This window comes from Nostocoides vanveenii (genome assembly GCF_039531165.1).
Lineage (GTDB): Bacteria > Actinomycetota > Actinomycetes > Actinomycetales > Dermatophilaceae > Nostocoides_A > Nostocoides_A vanveenii.
The window spans coordinates 47,322-63,893 of the sequence record NZ_BAAAPN010000103.1 but is presented as its reverse complement, the minus strand read 5'-3'; the positions used below and the strand labels follow the sequence as shown (position 1 = coordinate 63,893).

The 16,572-nt window shown below is 70.1% G+C and carries 18 protein-coding genes; 5 read left to right on the top strand and 13 right to left on the bottom strand.

What is annotated here, in order from left to right; genetic code table 11:
• Nucleotides 1–62 precede the first annotated feature (62 nt).
• From ABD209_RS17705 to ABD209_RS17670, 8 genes are all read right to left on the bottom strand, one after another.
• Nucleotides 63–581 (bottom strand): hypothetical protein, encoded by a 519-nt coding sequence (locus ABD209_RS17705; RefSeq protein ID WP_344068815.1) that lies wholly within the window; start codon nt 579–581, stop codon nt 63–65.
• Nucleotides 578–871, bottom strand: coding sequence for a hypothetical protein (locus tag ABD209_RS17700; RefSeq protein WP_344068812.1), 294 nt, complete (start codon nt 869–871; stop codon nt 578–580). The genes ABD209_RS17705 and ABD209_RS17700 overlap by 4 nt, the downstream gene beginning before the upstream one ends.
• A 79-nt stretch (nt 872–950) precedes the next feature.
• A complete protein-coding gene (locus ABD209_RS17695) occupies nt 951–1,448 on the bottom strand; it encodes a DUF2505 domain-containing protein (RefSeq protein ID WP_344068809.1) in 498 nt (165 codons plus the stop codon).
• A 68-nt stretch (nt 1,449–1,516) separates the two neighbouring features.
• Nucleotides 1,517–3,145, bottom strand: a complete 1,629-nt coding sequence (gene pruA / locus ABD209_RS17690; RefSeq protein ID WP_344068806.1) for an L-glutamate gamma-semialdehyde dehydrogenase — start codon at nt 3,143–3,145, stop codon at nt 1,517–1,519.
• Nucleotides 3,146–3,200: 55 nt separating this feature from the next.
• The gene (locus tag ABD209_RS17685; protein WP_344068803.1) at nt 3,201–3,611 is read right to left on the bottom strand and encodes a DUF6912 family protein; all 411 of its coding nucleotides are present in this window, start codon (nt 3,609–3,611) and stop codon (nt 3,201–3,203) included.
• Nucleotides 3,604–5,007, bottom strand: coding sequence for a wax ester/triacylglycerol synthase family O-acyltransferase (locus ABD209_RS17680; RefSeq protein WP_344068800.1), 1,404 nt, complete (start codon nt 5,005–5,007; stop codon nt 3,604–3,606). Before ABD209_RS17680 ends, ABD209_RS17685 begins: the two co-directional genes overlap by 8 nt.
• The gene (locus tag ABD209_RS17675) at nt 4,992–6,314 is read right to left on the bottom strand and encodes a CpaE/TadZ family protein (RefSeq protein WP_344068797.1); all 1,323 of its coding nucleotides are present in this window, start codon (nt 6,312–6,314) and stop codon (nt 4,992–4,994) included. Before ABD209_RS17675 ends, ABD209_RS17680 begins: the two co-directional genes overlap by 16 nt.
• Nucleotides 6,311–6,976 carry a hypothetical protein gene (locus tag ABD209_RS17670; RefSeq protein WP_344068795.1) on the bottom strand — a complete coding sequence of 222 codons (666 nt, stop codon included), beginning with the start codon at nt 6,974–6,976 and terminating at the stop codon, nt 6,311–6,313. The genes ABD209_RS17675 and ABD209_RS17670 overlap by 4 nt, the downstream gene beginning before the upstream one ends.
• Before the next feature lie 140 nt (nt 6,977–7,116).
• Here ABD209_RS17670 and ABD209_RS17665 point away from each other — a divergent pair, with 140 nt between their 5' ends.
• Nucleotides 7,117–7,326 (top strand): helix-turn-helix domain-containing protein, encoded by a 210-nt coding sequence (locus ABD209_RS17665; RefSeq protein ID WP_324386381.1) that lies wholly within the window; start codon nt 7,117–7,119, stop codon nt 7,324–7,326.
• A 9-nt stretch (nt 7,327–7,335) separates the two neighbouring features.
• On the opposite strand, the gene ABD209_RS17660 is transcribed toward ABD209_RS17665, so the two are convergent.
• Entirely contained in the window at nt 7,336–7,887 is a 552-nt protein-coding gene (locus tag ABD209_RS17660; protein WP_324386380.1) for a hypothetical protein, read from the bottom strand.
• 141 nt (nt 7,888–8,028) lie between these two features.
• Between ABD209_RS17660 and ABD209_RS17655 the strand changes: the two genes are divergently transcribed.
• Both ABD209_RS17655 and ABD209_RS17650 read left to right on the top strand, forming a co-directional pair.
• Nucleotides 8,029–8,742, top strand: coding sequence for a LysM peptidoglycan-binding domain-containing protein (locus tag ABD209_RS17655; protein ID WP_344068790.1), 714 nt, complete (start codon nt 8,029–8,031; stop codon nt 8,740–8,742).
• Complete coding sequence (locus ABD209_RS17650) at nt 8,739–9,305, top strand: Rv3235 family protein (protein ID WP_344068787.1); 567 nt, start codon at nt 8,739–8,741, stop codon at nt 9,303–9,305. The genes ABD209_RS17655 and ABD209_RS17650 overlap by 4 nt, the downstream gene beginning before the upstream one ends.
• A gap of 15 nt (nt 9,306–9,320) precedes the next feature.
• On the opposite strand, the gene secA is transcribed toward ABD209_RS17650, so the two are convergent.
• On the bottom strand, nt 9,321–12,164 hold the full coding sequence (gene secA, locus ABD209_RS17645) for a preprotein translocase subunit SecA (protein ID WP_344068785.1): 2,844 nt from the start codon (nt 12,162–12,164) through the stop codon (nt 9,321–9,323).
• A gap of 159 nt (nt 12,165–12,323) precedes the next feature.
• Between secA and ABD209_RS17640 the strand changes: the two genes are divergently transcribed.
• Nucleotides 12,324–13,454: a GNAT family N-acetyltransferase gene (locus tag ABD209_RS17640; protein WP_344068783.1), complete on the top strand. Its 1,131-nt coding sequence runs from the start codon at nt 12,324–12,326 to the stop codon at nt 13,452–13,454.
• A gap of 95 nt (nt 13,455–13,549) precedes the next feature.
• Nucleotides 13,550–13,867, top strand: coding sequence for a lamin tail domain-containing protein (locus ABD209_RS19910; RefSeq protein WP_425564720.1), 318 nt, complete (start codon nt 13,550–13,552; stop codon nt 13,865–13,867).
• Here ABD209_RS19910 and ABD209_RS17635 read toward each other — a convergent pair.
• The 3 genes from ABD209_RS17635 to ABD209_RS17625 all read right to left on the bottom strand — a co-directional run bounded on the left by ABD209_RS17635 (nt 13,843) and on the right by ABD209_RS17625 (nt 16,508).
• Entirely contained in the window at nt 13,843–15,045 is a 1,203-nt protein-coding gene (locus ABD209_RS17635; RefSeq protein WP_344068780.1) for a winged helix-turn-helix domain-containing protein, read from the bottom strand. The two genes, ABD209_RS19910 and ABD209_RS17635, sit on opposite strands and share 25 nt — an antisense overlap.
• Nucleotides 15,046–15,055: 10 nt before the next feature.
• Nucleotides 15,056–15,667 carry a ribosome hibernation-promoting factor, HPF/YfiA family gene (hpf, locus tag ABD209_RS17630; RefSeq protein ID WP_344068777.1) on the bottom strand — a complete coding sequence of 204 codons (612 nt, stop codon included), beginning with the start codon at nt 15,665–15,667 and terminating at the stop codon, nt 15,056–15,058.
• A gap of 118 nt (nt 15,668–15,785) precedes the next feature.
• Nucleotides 15,786–16,508 (bottom strand): ComF family protein, encoded by a 723-nt coding sequence (locus ABD209_RS17625; RefSeq protein ID WP_324386933.1) that lies wholly within the window; start codon nt 16,506–16,508, stop codon nt 15,786–15,788.
• Nucleotides 16,509–16,572: the final 64 nt, after the last annotated feature.

Below are 16,572 nucleotides of genomic sequence, written 5' to 3'. Positions count from 1 at the left end.
CGCTGCCCTGCCCTGCCAGGGTAGCCGCCACCCCGTGCGCCGCCGAATCGGGCTGTCCGACATCAGCGCAAGGTCCGCGCGACTTCCTCCAGGGTGGCGGTCAACTCGCGTAGCCGGTCGCGGAGCGCCGCCTCACGGCAGCCGTGGCTCTCGGCGAGCGCGCGGCGGCGTTCGGTGAACTCGACGAGGACCCGGGCGCGAGCCGCGACCTGCTCGGCGTCGGCGATCCCAGCGATACCCGGCGTCAGGGTGAGGCGCGGCGTGCTCTCGTGCGGGGCGTCCGCAACGGCGAGACCCGCGGCGCGGGCCCCGTCGGCGAGTGCCGAGCGGGCATGCGCGTGGTCGGCGAGGGCATACGCCGTCTTCTGCAGGGCGCTTCCCCCGCCACGAGCGCCGGCCGCCGTCGCTTCGCACACGGCCCGAAGCTGCCTCACGCCGGCTCCGGGGACCCCGGCCGGATCGGCATTGACCGGGCCTCGCGCCGTTGAGCCAAGGGCCGCTGCGGACTCCTCGAGGTCGTCGGCGAGCCGGCGCAGAATGCGGGCGGCCTCGGCGAGCGAGGCGGGATCGGATTGGCTCATCGCGACCGTCCCGGCGACCCTTGGCGCCCATTGAGCCGCACCGGCCCGGCGGGCCAAACGCTCTGATCAAGCGCAGTGACGACGAGCCGCGCCCGGGTCTCGCGCCCGGTCGCGGCGAGCATGCGCAGCGTGTCCATCAGCTGATCCAGATAGCCCTCGAGCGCCAGTTGCGTCTCGCGGTCGCCGGCAACTGGGACAGTGAGCAGGAGCGACTCCACGGCGGCGTCGCAGCGATCGGCGAGGCGATCGAGCACCACGCCGAGGTCCGAGGGGCGCTGGGACTGCGGCATGGAACCACCCTAGTGACGGGCACCGTCGGCACCACCTCGTTGTCCACAGCCAGCGAAGTTTGTCCACACGGCGCCGTGATCACCGTCCTCCGCGCAGGCTCTCCCCGACCAGCTGAGCCTCGATGTCGAAGCCACGGGTGATCGCCATCGCCGCATAGTGCTCGATCCGCCCGCCGACGATCGGTATGGCCGCTCGGAGGCTGCCGGCGAGCGCCTGATGCGAGCCGGCAGCGGTCGGCGACAAGGTCAGCGTGCCGGTGAGGGTGACGGGTAGTCCGCGCAGCCGGATCCAGACATCGGCGGACCTGCTGCCGTCCGCATCGGCCGGCCCCCAGTCCTGGGTCTCATCGACATGGAGTTCCGCGCCCGTGGCTCGCTGGGCAGCCTCCGGGAGGGCGTCGGTGGCCATCGCCCGGACGGTATGAATGATCGTGTGGTCGCCTTCACGGTGGATCACGACCGTATGCCGCAGGGGGCTCGACCGCGCGCACTTCTCGTCCTGGAAAGCCTCGGTCGTGCGCAGGGCGAAGACCTCTTCCACGGATGCGTCGAGATCGGCGGCCTCCGTGATCTTCATGAGCGGAAAACCTACTACGCCACTGCCGCAGCGGATCTCACCGCCGTCGACCCGAGCGCGCCGCGTGCTCAGCCCATGTGGGGATAGGCGTGCCCGGTGGCCGGCACAAAGGTCTCCTTGATCGCGCGCGGCGATGTCCAGCGCAGCAGATTCAGGATCGAACCGGCCTTGTCATTGGTCCCCGAGGCGCGCGCGCCGCCGAAGGGCTGCTGGCCCACGACCGCCCCGGTCGGCTTGTCGTTGACATAGAAGTTGCCGGCGGCGAAGCGCAGGGCCTCGGTCGCCTCGGCGATCACGGTCCGGTCCTGGGCGATGATCGACCCGGTCAGCGCATAGGGCGCGATCGACTCCATGGCGCCCATGACCGTGGCGAAACGGCGATCCGGATAGACGTGCACCGACAGGATCGGCCCGAAGTACTCGGTCGTGAACATCTCGTCGGACGGGTCCTCGCCCAGGAGGATCGTCGGTCGCACGAAGTATCCGGCGGTGTCGTCATAGCGGCCACCGGCCAGCACGCTGACCCCAGCAGCACCCCGGGCACGTTCGATGGCGGTGACATTGCGGACATACGAGCGCTCGTCGATGACGGCGCCCATGAAGTTGCTCAGGTCGGTGACATCGCCCTGGGTCAGGCCCTCGGTGAGATCGATCAGGTCGTCCTTGATCACGCGCCACAGCGAGCGCGGGATGTAGGCACGCGAGGCCGCCGAGCACTTCTGGCCCTGGAACTCGAAAGCGCCGCGGATCAGGGCGGTGCGCAGCACATCCGGGTCGGCGCTGGGGTGGGCGAGCACGAAGTCCTTGCCGCCGGTCTCGCCGACGATCCGCGGATAGCCGCGATAGGCCTCGAGGTTGGCGGCCACCGTGTGCCACAGGTGGCGGAAGGTCGCGGTCGAGCCGGTGAAGTGGATGCCGGCCAGATCGCGGTGCGCGAGAGCGACCTCTGAGACGGCAAGGCCGTCGCCGGTGACCATATTGATCACGCCCGGTGGCAGTCCGGCGGCCTCGAGCAACTCCATGGTGTAGCTCGCGGCCAACTGCTGGGTCGGGCTGGGCTTCCAGATCACCGTGTTGCCCATCAGCGCTGGCGCGGTCGGCAGGTTGCCCGCGATGGCGCTGAAGTTGAACGGGGTGATCGCATAGACAAAACCCTCGAGCGGGCGGTGGTCGAGCCGGTTCCAGACGCCCGGCGCATTGGCCATCGGCTGCTCGGACAAGATCTGCTCGCCGAAGGCGACATTGAAGCGCCAGAAGTCGATCAACTCGCAGGCCGAGTCGATCTCGGCCTGGTAGGCCGTCTTGCTCTGACCGAGCATCGTGGCGGCGTTGAGGGTGGCGCGCCAAGGCCCGGCGAGCAGGTCGGCGGCCTTGAGGAAGATCGCCGCGCGATCGGCATACGACAACGCCCGCCAACCGGGTGCGGCGACGGCGGCTGCGTCAATGGCGTCCGCGGCATCGGACGTGGTCGCCGTGCGCAGCGTGCCGATGACCTTGGCATGGGCATGCGGCTGGCGCACCGCGGTCGCGGGACCGCGGGACATCCGTTCCTGACCACCGATGACCTGTGGCAGGTCGCGGGTCTCGCCACCCAGCCGGGCCAGCTCGCTCAGGAGCGCCTCGCGTTCGGGGGATCCCGGGGCGTAGTCCCGGACGGGTTCGTTCACGGGTGTGGGCACGGTCGTTCTGGCGTCCATATCTCGGCTCCTCCTCGAACTTTCGACCAGCCTACTTCGGGCGGGCGGCGACCCCCTACCCGCGCAACAACTCCACCGCAGCGGCGGCCTCGGTCGCGTCGTACCACAGCAGGTCGGCATCGGGACCAGGCTCTTCCCCGAGGTGGATGGCGACCAGGTCGCGCCGCGCGATGGTGCCGGACAGGGTGACGAAGTGCCCCTCCCGCGGCCAGCTGATCTCGGGCTCGGGTAGGTCGATCGACAGCACCACCACGCGCCCGGCCCCGTCATCCGCAGCACCGGCGGCGTCGGCGGCCTCCAGGAACGCGGCATACTCGCGTTCCTCCTCATCGGCCCGCGGCGTCGCCGCGACCAACCCCGGGCTGACCCCGTATGCCGTTCGCCCCGCCACCTCGAGGCGCCCGTCACGCAGGAGGGCGTCCAGGTCGTCCGCGGTGCCGGGCAAGTAGAGGCGAATTTCAGTCATCCCTGAATCCTTTGGTGGTGGATGGGTCGCGGGCGATCCAGTCGCGCAGCTCCTCGAGGGCTTCGGTCAGGCCGGCGCTGATCTGGTCGATATCGGGAACGGCATCGCGGTCGGCGACGATACCGAAGTGCACGACGCCCAGATAGCTGGTCATCCCGATGGCCAGCGCATTGCCACGGGTGAGCGGAAGGACCGGATAGGTGGCGAGGAGTGGCACGCCATCGCCATACATCCGGCGCTGCGGACCCGGGACATTGGTGATGACGAGGTCGAAAAGTCGTTGCGAGAGAGACGATCCCAGCCGCACGCCGAGGGCGTGCAGAGCGGGCGGGGCCGAGCCGCCCATGGCGGCCAGGTCGACGGCGCGCATCCCCTGCTCGGTGCGCACCTGGTGAGCGAGGCTGAACTCGATCTGGTGCAGGCGCACGAGGGGCGATGCCTCACCGATGGGCAGGTCGACGAAGACGGCGACCATCTCGCCGGCCGCCGTGGTGGCCGGGACCATGGCGCGCACCGACCGGTCGGCCCGGATGTGCTCGCCGCGACCCTGCAGCCAGACGCGCAAGGCGCCGGCGATGACGGTCAGGATGATCGCGTGGATGCTGGGCAACTCGCGACCGGCGGTCGCAAAAGCGGTGCGGACCTCGCGAAAATCGGCGAGGTCAGCCGTGTGCATCCGATAGCGGCGCGCCGACGCCGGCGTGACCTCGAACGCACCGCGGGACGTGGGGCGGGTCGCTGAGCGCGCCAGAACCGAGCCGACCCGGCCGACCCGGCCGGCCGTCGCGCGCAGTTCGCCGATGCCCGCGCGCAGGGTGTCGCGAACACCCGTGGGGCGGCTGACGAGTTGGCCGATGGCGTCGGTGAGCAGATCGCGGTTGCCCGGTTCAGGCCGGGGCGACCACGGCTCAGGGGCGCCGAAGCGCGCCCTTGGGTCGGGGCTGAGGCCGACGATGTCGCGGGTGGAAATGGAGTCGATCAGGGCCTGATGCACCTTGGTGACCAGGGCGAAACGGCCACCGGTGAGGCCCTCGACGACATAGCACTCCCACAGCGGCCGGTCCCGGTCCAGGGGCCGGGCGCTGACCCGCGCGACGAATTCCGCGAGTTGCTCCTCGGTGCCCGGACGCGGCACCGCGGACCGGCGCACGTGATAGTCGATGTCGAAGTCGGGGTCGTCGCTCCACACCGGGCCGGCCAGGCGGCCGGGCACCGACCGGACCCGCTGCCGATAGCGGGGTAGGTCCGACAGGCGCGCGGCGATGGCGGTGACGGCCGACGCTCCAGTGAATCCCTCGGGTTGGTCGAAGATCAGCACCTGGCCGATATGCATCGGGGCGCTGACATCCTCCAGATAGAGGAAGCTGCTGTCGGCAGGGCTTAGGCGGTCGACCACCGGCCAATCGTGGCAGACCGCGGACGGATGCGACGGCGCGCACTCGGGGCGGGCTCGGCCACCGCAGGCAAGGTGGCGGCCAGCGCGCGCACGCGAGCCCGGGCCAGCGACTTCGGGGCCTCGTCGAGGAGCAGGCGGGCCGAGAGCAAGCAGCGATCGAAGGCCACGGGATCCTCGGGCACGAAGTGCTCGACGCTGACGCCGGCGAAGCGATCGAGGGCCTCGCCGATGCGACGTTCCGGCGAGCCCCCTGCCACCGAGGCACGAACGCGGTTGACGACGACGGTCGGGTCGGCGCCGCTGTGCTCCCGCAGCTCCGGCAGCCCGCGCACGAGACGCTGCAGGCCGACCGGGTCACCGGCGCCCACGGCCAGGACCGTGTCGGCCGCAGCGATCGCGGCGAGGGTGGCGCCATTGCGGCGCGGGGCCCGGGTGTCGTAACTGAGCGTCTCGTCGTCCTCGAGGCAGAAGGCACAGTCGACGATGACGACGTCGACCAGGCCGCGCGCCAAGTCCAGCAGGTGGGTCATCGACTCCGCGCGCAGCTCAGGCCAGCGATCGGCGCTGGGCAGGCCGGTGAGCACCCGGAATCCGGGATCGACGCGCGGCGCGAGCCGGGCGAGCGTGGCCAGATCGAGGGTGCCGACCTCGGCGGCGCGCGCGGCCGCGGCCATACCGGCGGCTTCGTCGAGCAGGCCGAGGACTTGAGCCACGCACGCGCCGTAGGTGTCCGCGTCGATCAGCAGGACGGAGACACCGGTGGCGGCGAGTTCGCCGGCGAGATTGACCGACAGGGTCGTGCGACCGGGTGAGCCCACCGGGCCCCAGACGGCGACGACTCGGCCCTTGGCCGCATCGTGGGGGGCCTCGCTGTCGTCGTCGGCCGGCCGGCCGGCGGGGTCGAGGCCCGACTCCAGCGCGGCCCACTCCGCGTCCCCAATCTCCGTATGCGGTGTGCTCGCCGCGAGCCGCTCGATCGCCTCGCGCAACTCCTCGGGACCGCTGTCCGCGGGGACGATGGTGGCGACGCCGAGTTGGCGCAGGCGACGCTCCTCGGCTTCGTCGTCGCCGATCAGTCCGATGACGTGCACGTCCGCCTCGCGCAGTTGGGCGAGACTGTCGCGGTCCAGGCCGCGCAGGCCGGCCGAGACGACGGCCACGTCGGCCAGACCGGCCGCGCCCGCGGCGAGCAGGTCGGGCAGATCCGGGCAGCGGCGCACCACGTCGATGGTGGCGATCGCGCCGAGCCGGGTCATCACCGCGGCTTCGTGCCGGGGCTCGATCGCGGTCAGGACCCGGAGGGTCACGACGCTTCTCGCAGTGGCGAGCCGGGCACCGGGACGAGGGTGAACTTCGCGCCGTCGTCGACCAAGGCGATGACGCGCGCGACCTCGGCGGCCGGCACGAGGAGTTGGACGGCGCTGCGGCCGGAGGTGGCCCCGAAGCCGGAGGCGGTGGTGACCCGCGCGACGTGGACGGCGCTCAGGACGCGTTCGGGGCCGGCATACGCCTTGGTGGTGCCGACCGCATCGACACTCTTGTTGGCGTAGACGTCGACGGTGGAGCCGCTGACGAGGGCCCCGCTGGAGGCGAGGTCGACGCTGACCGACAGCGGGGCCACGCCGATCTCGGTGCCCCGGCCGACCGCCGACTTGGGCAGGAGTTCGCCGGCGCGCACCTCCCGCAGCACGTAGCCGTCGCTGGGCAATCCGTCACCGGCCGCGAAATAGCTGGTGCGGGCTCCGGAGAGTTGCACATCGACACGGACGAGTTTGTCGAGGCTGAGCCGTTCGCCGGGCAGCAGAACAGCGCGGGCGGCATAGACGGGCACCCGGGAATCGGCGGCGCGCAGGCCCATCGCTCCCAGGGCCGTGGCGAGCAACACCATCGCCACGCCGATAAGCAGGCGCGGATCGCGCCAGGACGGGCGGCGCAGGCGGCGCGCGGTCGGTTCGGCTAGAGCGGTCATCGTTTTGTCTCCCCTGACGGACAACGGACTGCTTGACAGCATGAGGCACGACGCCGTGGTCGGCATCCGGAACGGTGAAGTTGTCCACAGGCAGGACGGCGATGACGGCGACCGATCAGGCCGTGGGGCACACTGCAGCTATGCCAAAGCGCTTCATCTCGTTGACCGAGTTGGCCGAAATCCTCGACATCTCCGCTGCTCAGGCCTACGCCCTCGTGCGCTCCGGCGACCTCCCGGCGATCAAGGTCGGCGGACGCGGTCAGTGGCGGGTGGAGACGAGCGTGCTGGAGGACTACATCCAGCGGATGTATGCCCAGACGCGCAGCCAGGTGGCGGCCGACCGCGGCTGAGCCGCTCCCTCAGGAGGTCACGCAGGCGATGGCGGCGAAGGGCAGCGTGCGGATGGACCGGACGTTGGGCGCCCGCCGGGCCTCGTCGACGGGATGTTCGGCGAGATCGAGGAAGTCGGCACCGACGATGTCGATGGTGCCCTCGAAGGCGTTCCCGACGACGTCGATGACCTGGGCACGCCGCCGGTCACGGCTGACTTCCCGAAGCGCATAGCCGAGACCGAAGCGGCGGGCGGTTGTCGCCGCCTCGCTGCGCGGGCCAAGTCCGGCGATCGAGGTGATCGCCGCCAGCGGAATGATGCTCCCGCGTTGCTCCGTCGGCGCGACCGCGAGCCAGTCGGCTCCGACGTCGACGAGGCGACCATGGGCGCGGGCACCGCCGACCAGCCGCAGGTCGATGGTTAGCCCCCGGTGCGCACACAGGCGGCCGGCTAATTCGATCCGGGCGCGCTCGCGCCTGGTGCGGTCGGCCACCTCGGCATCACGAACGGCGCGTTCCTGCGCGTCAAGGGTGACCTCCAGGTCGGCGAAGAGGCGCTCGAATCGATCACCCCAGTCCACGCTCCCCATCGTAGGGAGGCGCCCGTGGCCGCGCGCGACGTCATCCACAGGGCACGAGGCCACCGGTTGCGCACATCGGCAAAGCACGCCAAACTGCTGCAAACGATATCTTTTATCACCAAATCACGCAGAGGGGGAGCCATGGTGGGCCTGATCTATCGGGCGATTCGGCCGGGACTGGCGCTCGGCGCCCTGCTCTTCGCTTGGGCGGCGCTCGGCTGCGGCTCGCTCGTGGCCGGGTCGGTGCTGTGGGACGCCAAGGACGACATGCAGGTCGATCCCACTGTGGTGGTGGCCGGGGGCCTGGGCACTGCCGGCCTGATCCTCGCCTGGGCCGTATGCAGTGATGTCACCCTGGCCGCGGCGCGCCTGCTGCGCGCCCCACGACGGCCGCATCCCGCGGATGCGGCCACCCAGGCCCGGTGGGCGGCGCGGGTGGCCGCCGTCCTGATCGGCTTGGGCACCGGTCAGGGCGTCGCCCACGCCGCCCCCGGTGCCGCCGCGCCCATCTCGGTAGTCGCCGTGATCGGCGCCGGCCCGGTCTCCCCAGGCAACCCGTCCGCGCCGGCCACGGCGCCCGATCCCCGCTGGGGTCACGGCTCTGACGGCACCTCCCCCGAGATCGCCCTGGTCGGCGGACGTCCGCCCGAGGACCGGCCACCGGACGAGGTCGTCGTGCGCCGCGGCGAATGCCTCTGGGATATCGTCGCGCGCCACCTCGGCCCCAGCGCCTCAAGCGCCGACATCGCCGGCGAGTGGCCCCGCTGGTATGCCGCCAATCGCGCCCGCATCGGCGCGGATCCCGATCTGATCCGGCCCGGCATCCGGCTGCACATCCCGCAGGCGCGGTCATGAGCGCCGCGCGCGCCGGTGCCGCCGTGACCCGCGGGGCCGCCGCGGACCTGCCGCCGATCCGGGTGCTGCCGATCCCCGAGCACCGGCCCATGGCACTCGACCCGGACGAGCCGGTCTTCGTCACCTGGACGGGCGCGATCGATCATTCGCAGCCCTTCATCCAGGACGCCCTCGCCTTCGAGTTGATGCCCCGCCGCAGCGATGTCGACAGGGAGGTCGCCAAGGTCGACTTGCCCGATCCGCACATCTGGATCAGGACCACCGGGCAACTTCTCATCGAGGTGATGGCCGGCCTGCGCTCACCGGCCCAGGTGGTCCGGGCCTGCGCGCCCGAGGTCTATGACGCTATTGCCCGGCGGCATGCAGCCATGGCGCGGCGGCGACCCGAGGGCCAGGGCCCGTCGATCCGACCGCGCGTCGCGCGAGTGCGGACCTCGAACCCGGTGCCGGGGGCCATCGAGGCGGCCCTCCTCATCGTCCACGGCGCACGCGTTCGCGCCATGGCCGTGCGCGTCGACGCCACCGTCACCGGCTGGCGGGTGACGGCCCTGCAGTTGGGCTGAACCGGGCCCGACGGGCTACTTCGTGTCGCGGCCGTGACAGGCCTTGTACTTCTTGCCCGACAGGCAGGGGCACGGCTCGTTGCGCTTGGCCAGCGCCAGCTGGTCCGCGGTCAGCGGTCGCGAGCGGGGATCCTCATCCCGCTCGACCACGTCACCGGACTCGCTCGGCGCCGAGTAGTGCAGCCGAGAAGGACGCAGCTCCTGCTCGAGGCCCTTGGCCGTGACCGCGGGGCGCGCGGCCCCGGCAAGCCCCGGCTCGGGCTCGCCCGCGGCGGCATCCGCCGCGTCCAGACCGCGCAGCATCTCGCCGATCGCGACCGGCTGCAGCGGCGCAGCCTCGGGCTGCTGCCCTTGGACCTCGGCGTTGAACAGGAAGCCGACAGCCTCCTCCTTGATCGCGTCGTTCATCGCCTCGAAGAGCTGGTATCCCTCGCGCTGGTACTCCACGAGCGGGTCGCGCTGGGCCATCGCGCGCAGGCCGATGCCCTCCTTGAGGTAGTCCATCTCGTAGAGATGCTCGCGCCACTTGCGATCGAGCACCGAGAGGATGACCCGGCGCTCGAGTTCACGGGTGACCGTCTCGCCCAGCGCCGCCTCGCGCGCGTCGTAGGCGTGGTGAATGTCGGAGATCAGCTCCTCGGAGAGTGACTCGTGCGTCAGGCCCGCACGACCACCGGCACCGGCTTCGACCTGGGCCGCGGTCACACCCACCGGGTAGAGCGCCTTCAGCGCCGCCCACAACCGGTCGAGATCCCAATCCTCGGCATAGCCCTCAGCGGCTTCGGAGTCGACATATCCGGCGACGACATCGGTCATGAAGCCGCGGACCTGGTCCTGCAACGATTCACCCTCCAGCACGAGGCGACGCTCGTCATAGACGACCTCCCGCTGCTTGTTCAAGACGTCGTCGTATTTGAGGACGTTCTTGCGGATCTCGTAGTTCTGGCCCTCGATCTGGCTCTGCGCGCTCTCGATGGACCGCGAGAGCAGCTTGCCCTCGATCGGCGTCGCGTCGTCCATCCGGGCCGAGGTCATCACCCGGTCGACGAAGCCGGCGTTGAACAGCCGCATCAGGTTGTCCTGCAAGGAGAGATAGAAGCGCGACTCCCCCGGGTCACCCTGACGACCGGACCGGCCCCGCAACTGGTTGTCGATGCGGCGGGACTCGTGCCGCTCGGTCCCCAGGACATAGAGACCACCGAGGCCGGTGACCTCGTCATGCTCGGCGGCAACGGCCTTCTCGGCCGCGGCGAGCGCGTCGTCCCACGCGGCTTCATACGCCTCGGGGGTCTCTTGCGGGTCCATGCCCTTTTGCTTCAGGCTCGCAACGGCCATGAACTCGGGGTTGCCGCCGAGCATGATGTCGGTGCCTCGACCGGCCATATTTGTCGCGACCGTGACCGCGCCCTTGCGCCCGGCCTGCGCGACGATCGCAGCCTCGCGCTCGTTGTGCTTGGCGTTGAGGACCTCGTGCGGGATGCCGCGGCGGCGCAACTGGTCGCTGAGATATTCGGACTTCTCGACGCTGACCGTGCCGACGAGGACCGGTTGACCCTTGGTGTGTCGAGCGGCGATGTCGTCGACGACCGCGACGTACTTCGCCTCCTCGGTGCGGAAGACGAGGTCGGCTTGGTCCTGGCGGATCATCGGGCGGTTGGTCGGGATCGGGACGACCCCGAGCTTGTAGATCGAGTGCAGTTCGGCCGCCTCGGTCTGGGCGGTGCCGGTCATCCCCGAGAGCACGTCATACATGCGGAAGTAGTTTTGCAAGGTGATCGTGGCGAGCGTCTGGTTCTCGTTCTTGATCTCGACGCCTTCCTTGGCCTCGATGGCCTGGTGCATGCCGTCGTTGTAGCGGCGGCCGGCGAGGATGCGCCCGGTGTGCTCATCGACGATGAGGACTTCGCCGTTCATCACGACATAGTCCTTGTCGCGGTGGAAGAGTTCCTTGGCCTTGATCGCGTTGTTGAGATAGCCGATCAGCGGGGTATTGACCGACTCGTAGAGGTTGTCGATGCCGAGGTAGTCCTCGATCTTGTCGATGCCCGACTCCAGGACGCCGACGGTCTTCTTCTTCTCATCGACCTCGTAGTCGCCGAGGCCGGACTCGAACTCGCCCCGGTTGAGCCGGGTGACCATCTTGGCGAACTCGGTGTACCACTTGGTCGCCTGGTCGGCCGACCCGGAGATGATCAGCGGCGTGCGGGCCTCATCGATGAGGATGGAGTCGACCTCGTCGACGATGGCGAAGTTGTGGCCGCGCTGGACGAGCTCGTCGGTCGACCAGGCCATATTGTCGCGCAGATAGTCGAAGCCGAACTCGTTATTGGTGCCATAGGTAATGTCCTTGGCGTATTCGGCGCGGCGCTGCTCGGGCGTCATGTGCGAGAGGATGCAGCCGGTCTCCAGGCCGAGCATGCGGTGCACGCGGCCCATCAACTCGGACTGGTATTCCGCCAGATAGTCGTTGACCGTGACGACGTGCACGCCCTTGCCGGCGAGCGCGTTCAGATACGACGGCAAGGTCGCGACGAGGGTCTTGCCCTCACCGGTCTTCATCTCGGCGACATTGCCCATGTGCAGCGCGGCTCCACCCATGATCTGGACGTCGAAGTGCCGCTTGCCGAGGGTCCGCTTGGACGCCTCGCGGACCGCCGCGAAGGCCTCGGGCAGGATGCTGTCGAGGCTCTCACCCTTGGCGATGCGCTCGCGGAAGAGATCGGTCTCGCCGCGCAATTCTTCGTCGGTCATCTTCTCGAAGTCCTCTTCGAGGGCGTTGACCGCGGCGGCGATGCCTTCGAGGCGCTTGACCACACGGGATTCACCGGCGCGCAACAAGCGCTCGAACAACTTGGGCACGGAGGAACTCCTGACATAGCGACCTGGAACCCGACAAGACTAATCGAGGCCGAGCTCCCTTCCCCAACGTGCCGGGACGGGGGCACGTTCCGGGAGGGAACGGCATACGGGCGGGCAATGCGGTGGCCGCGCGCATCGCGCGCGGGTGAGGATTGCCGTATGCCGTTCCCCGCCAGTGTCCCGGAACTCACCGACGGCGTGGTGCTGCTGCGCGCCCACCGCCCCACCGATGCCGACGGCATCGTCGGACAGTCGAACGACCCCGCCTCGATGCGGTGGACGACGGTGCCGCGCCCGTATGCCGGCAAGCAAGCGCAGGAGTTTCTCGCATCGATCGAGGCCGGGTGGAACGCGGGCGAGGGAAATCTGCACTGGGCCATCTGCGAGGTCAGCGCTCCCGAGCGCTATCTCGGGACCATCGACCTGCGCGAGCGGCCGGGCGGCACGGCCGAGGTCGGGTTCGGCCTGCACCCGGACGGCCGTGGCCGCGGCGTGATGGCGCGGGCCGTGCGGCTGCTGGCTTGCCACTACTTCACCGAGCGCGGTGGGCGGCGGCTGTATTGGTATGCCGAGCGCGGCAACTGGGCGTCCTGGCGGGTCGCCTGGGCGTGCGGCTTCCAGCATCACGGGCTGTTGCCGCTGAAACTCGCGGGGTTGGCGGACGTGCCGGGCGATCCGGCGCGCGACGGCTGGGTCGCCAGCGTCGGGGCCGAGGACGATCTCGGCCGGCCGGCCGCGCCGTGGTACGTGCCCCCCGTTCTCGACGGCGACGACATCCGGCTGCGGCCCTGGCGGGAGTCGGACAGCGAGAGCGTGGAAGCGGCAGACCACCCGGCCCATTTCGTGCCGGCGGGGGCGATCCCGACGCCGGAGAATTGGGCCGCGTGGTTCGAGCGGCGGCTCGGAGTCATGTCGCGGGGCACGAGCGTCAACTGGTGCATCGCGGATGCGCGCAGCGATCGGGCGCTGGGCGAGGCGCTGGTGTTCGTCCATAACGGGTCCCTGGACGCGGCGGACACGGCCGAGTTGGGCTATTACCTGTTTCCGTCGGCGCGGGGCCGGGGCGCGGCAAAGGAGGCGGCCCGGCTCGCCACGGCGCACGCCTTCACGCCGCGCGAGGCAGGCGGCCTCGGTCTGCGGCGTCTGGTCGCCGAGACCGCCGCCGACAATGCGGCGAGCAATGCCGTCCTCGAATCAGCGGGCTTCACGCGCTGGGGGCACGAAGCGGCCGCCACGGCGCCCGACGGCAGCATCGGCCCGGCCGACCACTGGGAGCGGCTCGCTCCGTAGGCGACGCGTACGTGGCAGCGTGAGAGTGGTGACCAACTCCGCGTCGGCCGGCGACTGGTCAGCGGCATTCCTACGCGTGGGTAACATGTCCAGGCATCTCCGCCCGGCAGCAACTCCAGCCTCAAAGCCGAATAGGTCACGATCGTCAACAACACCGGTCCACGCTCTCGCTGACCGGGTGGACGCTGCGCGACAAGAGCAACCACGTCTTCACTTTCCCGAGCTTCTCGCTGCGCGCGGGTGGCTACGTCTACGTCAAGTCGGGGAAGGGCACCAACAGCTCGTCCTCGATCTACTGGCAGCAGACGTGGTACGTCTGGAACAACTCCGGCGACTCGGCCTACCTGCGTGACAGCAAGGGCACGCTGAAGGACTCCTGCACCTGGGGTTACGCGATGACGACCTCCTGCTGACGCCCAGGTACGCCGAGGAAGGTGGCGAGCAGGTCGAGTTCCGCCACCAACTCGGCCCGGTCGGCAGGACCGCCGCGGCCGGGCTCCCACGTTAAACGCTGGACGCGAAGCACACCGGCGGCCCGGTCGGACTTCAAGTCCACTCGCGCGACCAGCTCGTCACCCAGGAGGAAAGGCAGCACGTAGTAGCCGTGCACGCGCTTCGGCGCCGGGACGTAGATCTCCAGCCGGTAGTCGAAGCCGAAGATCGCCGCCACTCGATCCCGTTGCCAGACAAGGGAATCGAAGGGTGAGAGCAACGCCCGGGCGGTGATCGCCCGCGGCCGGCGCGCGTCGCGATGGACGTATGCCGGCCGCCGCCACCCCTCGATGGACGCCGGCACGAGCGTCCCCTCCCCCACCAGGCGTTCCACGGCCGCCGCTGCCGGCGCCGGTGGGATGCGGAAGTAATCGCGCAGGCACTGCAGGCTCCCGACGCCATGTGCGCGGGCGGCGATCTCGATCAGCCGCGTGATCGCGACATCGTGGGGCGGGCGGCCGGCCGGGTCGGTCGCCGAGCGCATGCCGGGCGGCAGGACGCGGTGGAGCGCGTCATACCGGCGCTCGAATTGCGTTGTGCGACCGGCAGATCCGATCTCACCAGCCCAGAAGAGATGCTCCAGGGCGTTCTTGACCAGTGACCAGTTCCAGCCCCACTCGCTCCTCGACCGGGGCACGTCGTGCGCCAGCGCGACCTCGGTCTCGCGCGACGTCATCGGCCCGTGTCGCTCGATCTCGGCCCGCACCGCGGCGACCAGGCCGGGATGCTCGCGCTCGACGCGCTGCATCCCGCCCCACGAGTCGGTCTTGGCGCGCTGCATGCGGAAGTCCAGCAGCGGCCACGTGCTCGGCGGGATCAGGCTCGCCTCGTGCGCCCAATACTCCACCAGCCGCCGCGGCGCGCGATCACGGATGCGATCGAGGAGGGTCGCGTCATACCGACCGAGCCGGGAGAAGAAGGGCAGGTAGTGGCTGCGGGCGAGCACATTGACGCTGTCGATCTGGATCACGCCGACGGTGTCGATCACGCGTTGCACATCGCGCACCGGAGTCGCCGACACACCACGCGGCCGCCCAAATCCTTGGGCGGCCAACGCGATTCGCCGTGCTTGGGCCCGGCTGAGGCGAAGCTCGGTCACGACAACCGGATCAGGACAACGCCGCCTGGGCCGCGCCGACTTCCAGGTGGATGACGCCGTACTTCCAGCCGCGCCGCCGATAGACGACGCTCGGTTTGTCGGTCTCGCTGTCGTGGAAGAGGAAGAAGTCGTGGCCGACGAGCTCCATCTCGCGCAGCGCGTCGCTGAGGGTCATCGGGACGCTCTCGTGCACCTTTTCGCGGACCTCGATCGGCGAGTCACCGAAGGCCCCGAAGAGGTCCGGCTCGGTGTCCTCCACCGGCGCGGCGGTCGCCGGCTGTTCGACGATCGCGGGCGCGGCCTCGACCTTGCGGCCGCGTGAGACGCGGCGCCGATCGTTGGCGCGGCGCAGGCGCTCGACGAGCTTGTCCTGGGCGAGATCGAAGGCGGCGTACTTGTCCTCATGGATGGCTTCGGCGCGCACGACGGGGCCGCGGGCATGGCAGGTGATCTCGACGCGTTCGGAGGCTTTGGTTTTGCTGCGGGTGGGTTCGTGGGTCAGCATCACCTCGATGCGCAGGGCGCGCGGCGCCAGTGCCTCGACCTTGGTCAGGCGGGCATTGACGTGATCGCGGAAGGATTCGCTGACGGGTTGGTGACGGCCAGAAATGACGACATCCATGTGAACTCCAAATGGTGACGGATCAGCTGCGAACTCGAGGCGTCGAAAAGGTACACTCCGGTCGCATCACCTGCCTCGCGTGACCGCGGCCAGCGAAAGACGTTCCCATAGAGGGACGCTAGCCCAAACCCTGACCGCTGTGGGACTCGGGTCGGAATCGGCGTGGCGTGGCCGCGATGGCCGCCTGGCCGACGACCTCGATGCCGGTCGCGTTCAGCGCCCGCGTTGCTTCGGCCATCGACGCGCCCGTGGTGAGGATGTCGTCGGCGAGGATCACCGTGGCGCCGTGCCAGTCCCCCGCCCGCACCCGCATCCGGCCGGCGAGATTGCCCGCCCGCCCGGCCGCATCGAGGCCGGCCGTGTCCCTGACCCGGCCGTGCACGCGCAGCACCTCGGCGCTCGGCAGACCAGCCTCGCGCGCGGCCAGCCGGACCAGGTCCCGCACCGGATGATCCCCGCGGGCGCGGATCGAAGCAGCCGAACTCGGCATCGAGAGCACCACATCGATTCCCGTATGCCGGGTGCTCACCGCCTCCGCCGCACGCACCAGCGCCTGCGTGAGCAGCACGGCGAGAATCGTGCGCAGGTCGCGTCGCGCCCCGTCCTTGTAGCCACGGATCAAACCGGACAGCGGCGGCAGGTAAGCGGCCGTCACCCAGGTCGGGCCGATGCCGAAGGGTGCCGGCGCCGGGAAGACAGGCTGCGGCCCACCCGCGAACGTCGTCCCCGTCACCGCATCGACGCACTCAGCGCACAGGGTGAGCAGGGGCGCGCCGCACCCTGCACACCGGCGGGGCAGCGCGAGATCGATCAACCCCGCCACGTCGAATCGCCGGCCCATCGCGCCATCGTCCCAGTATGCCCACGCCAGGGGACCCGGGTCCCAACCGGGCTGTGGACAACCC

Coding starts and splice junctions, on each gene's coding strand:
- ABD209_RS17705 (WP_344068815.1), bottom strand. CDS start 581: ATGAGCCAATCCGATCCCGCCTCGCTCGCCGAGGCCGCCCGCATTCTG.
- ABD209_RS17700 (WP_344068812.1), bottom strand. CDS start 871: ATGCCGCAGTCCCAGCGCCCCTCGGACCTCGGCGTGGTGCTCGATCGC.
- ABD209_RS17695 (WP_344068809.1), bottom strand. CDS start 1,448: ATGAAGATCACGGAGGCCGCCGATCTCGACGCATCCGTGGAAGAGGTC.
- pruA (WP_344068806.1), bottom strand. CDS start 3,145: ATGGACGCCAGAACGACCGTGCCCACACCCGTGAACGAACCCGTCCGG.
- ABD209_RS17685 (WP_344068803.1), bottom strand. CDS start 3,611: ATGACTGAAATTCGCCTCTACTTGCCCGGCACCGCGGACGACCTGGAC.
- ABD209_RS17670 (WP_344068795.1), bottom strand. CDS start 6,976: ATGACCGCTCTAGCCGAACCGACCGCGCGCCGCCTGCGCCGCCCGTCC.
- ABD209_RS17665 (WP_324386381.1), top strand. CDS start 7,117: ATGCCAAAGCGCTTCATCTCGTTGACCGAGTTGGCCGAAATCCTCGAC.
- ABD209_RS17655 (WP_344068790.1), top strand. CDS start 8,029: ATGGTGGGCCTGATCTATCGGGCGATTCGGCCGGGACTGGCGCTCGGC.
- ABD209_RS17650 (WP_344068787.1), top strand. CDS start 8,739: ATGAGCGCCGCGCGCGCCGGTGCCGCCGTGACCCGCGGGGCCGCCGCG.
- ABD209_RS17640 (WP_344068783.1), top strand. CDS start 12,324: ATGCCGTTCCCCGCCAGTGTCCCGGAACTCACCGACGGCGTGGTGCTG.
- hpf (WP_344068777.1), bottom strand. CDS start 15,667: ATGGATGTCGTCATTTCTGGCCGTCACCAACCCGTCAGCGAATCCTTC.
- ABD209_RS17625 (WP_324386933.1), bottom strand. CDS start 16,508: ATGGGCCGGCGATTCGACGTGGCGGGGTTGATCGATCTCGCGCTGCCC.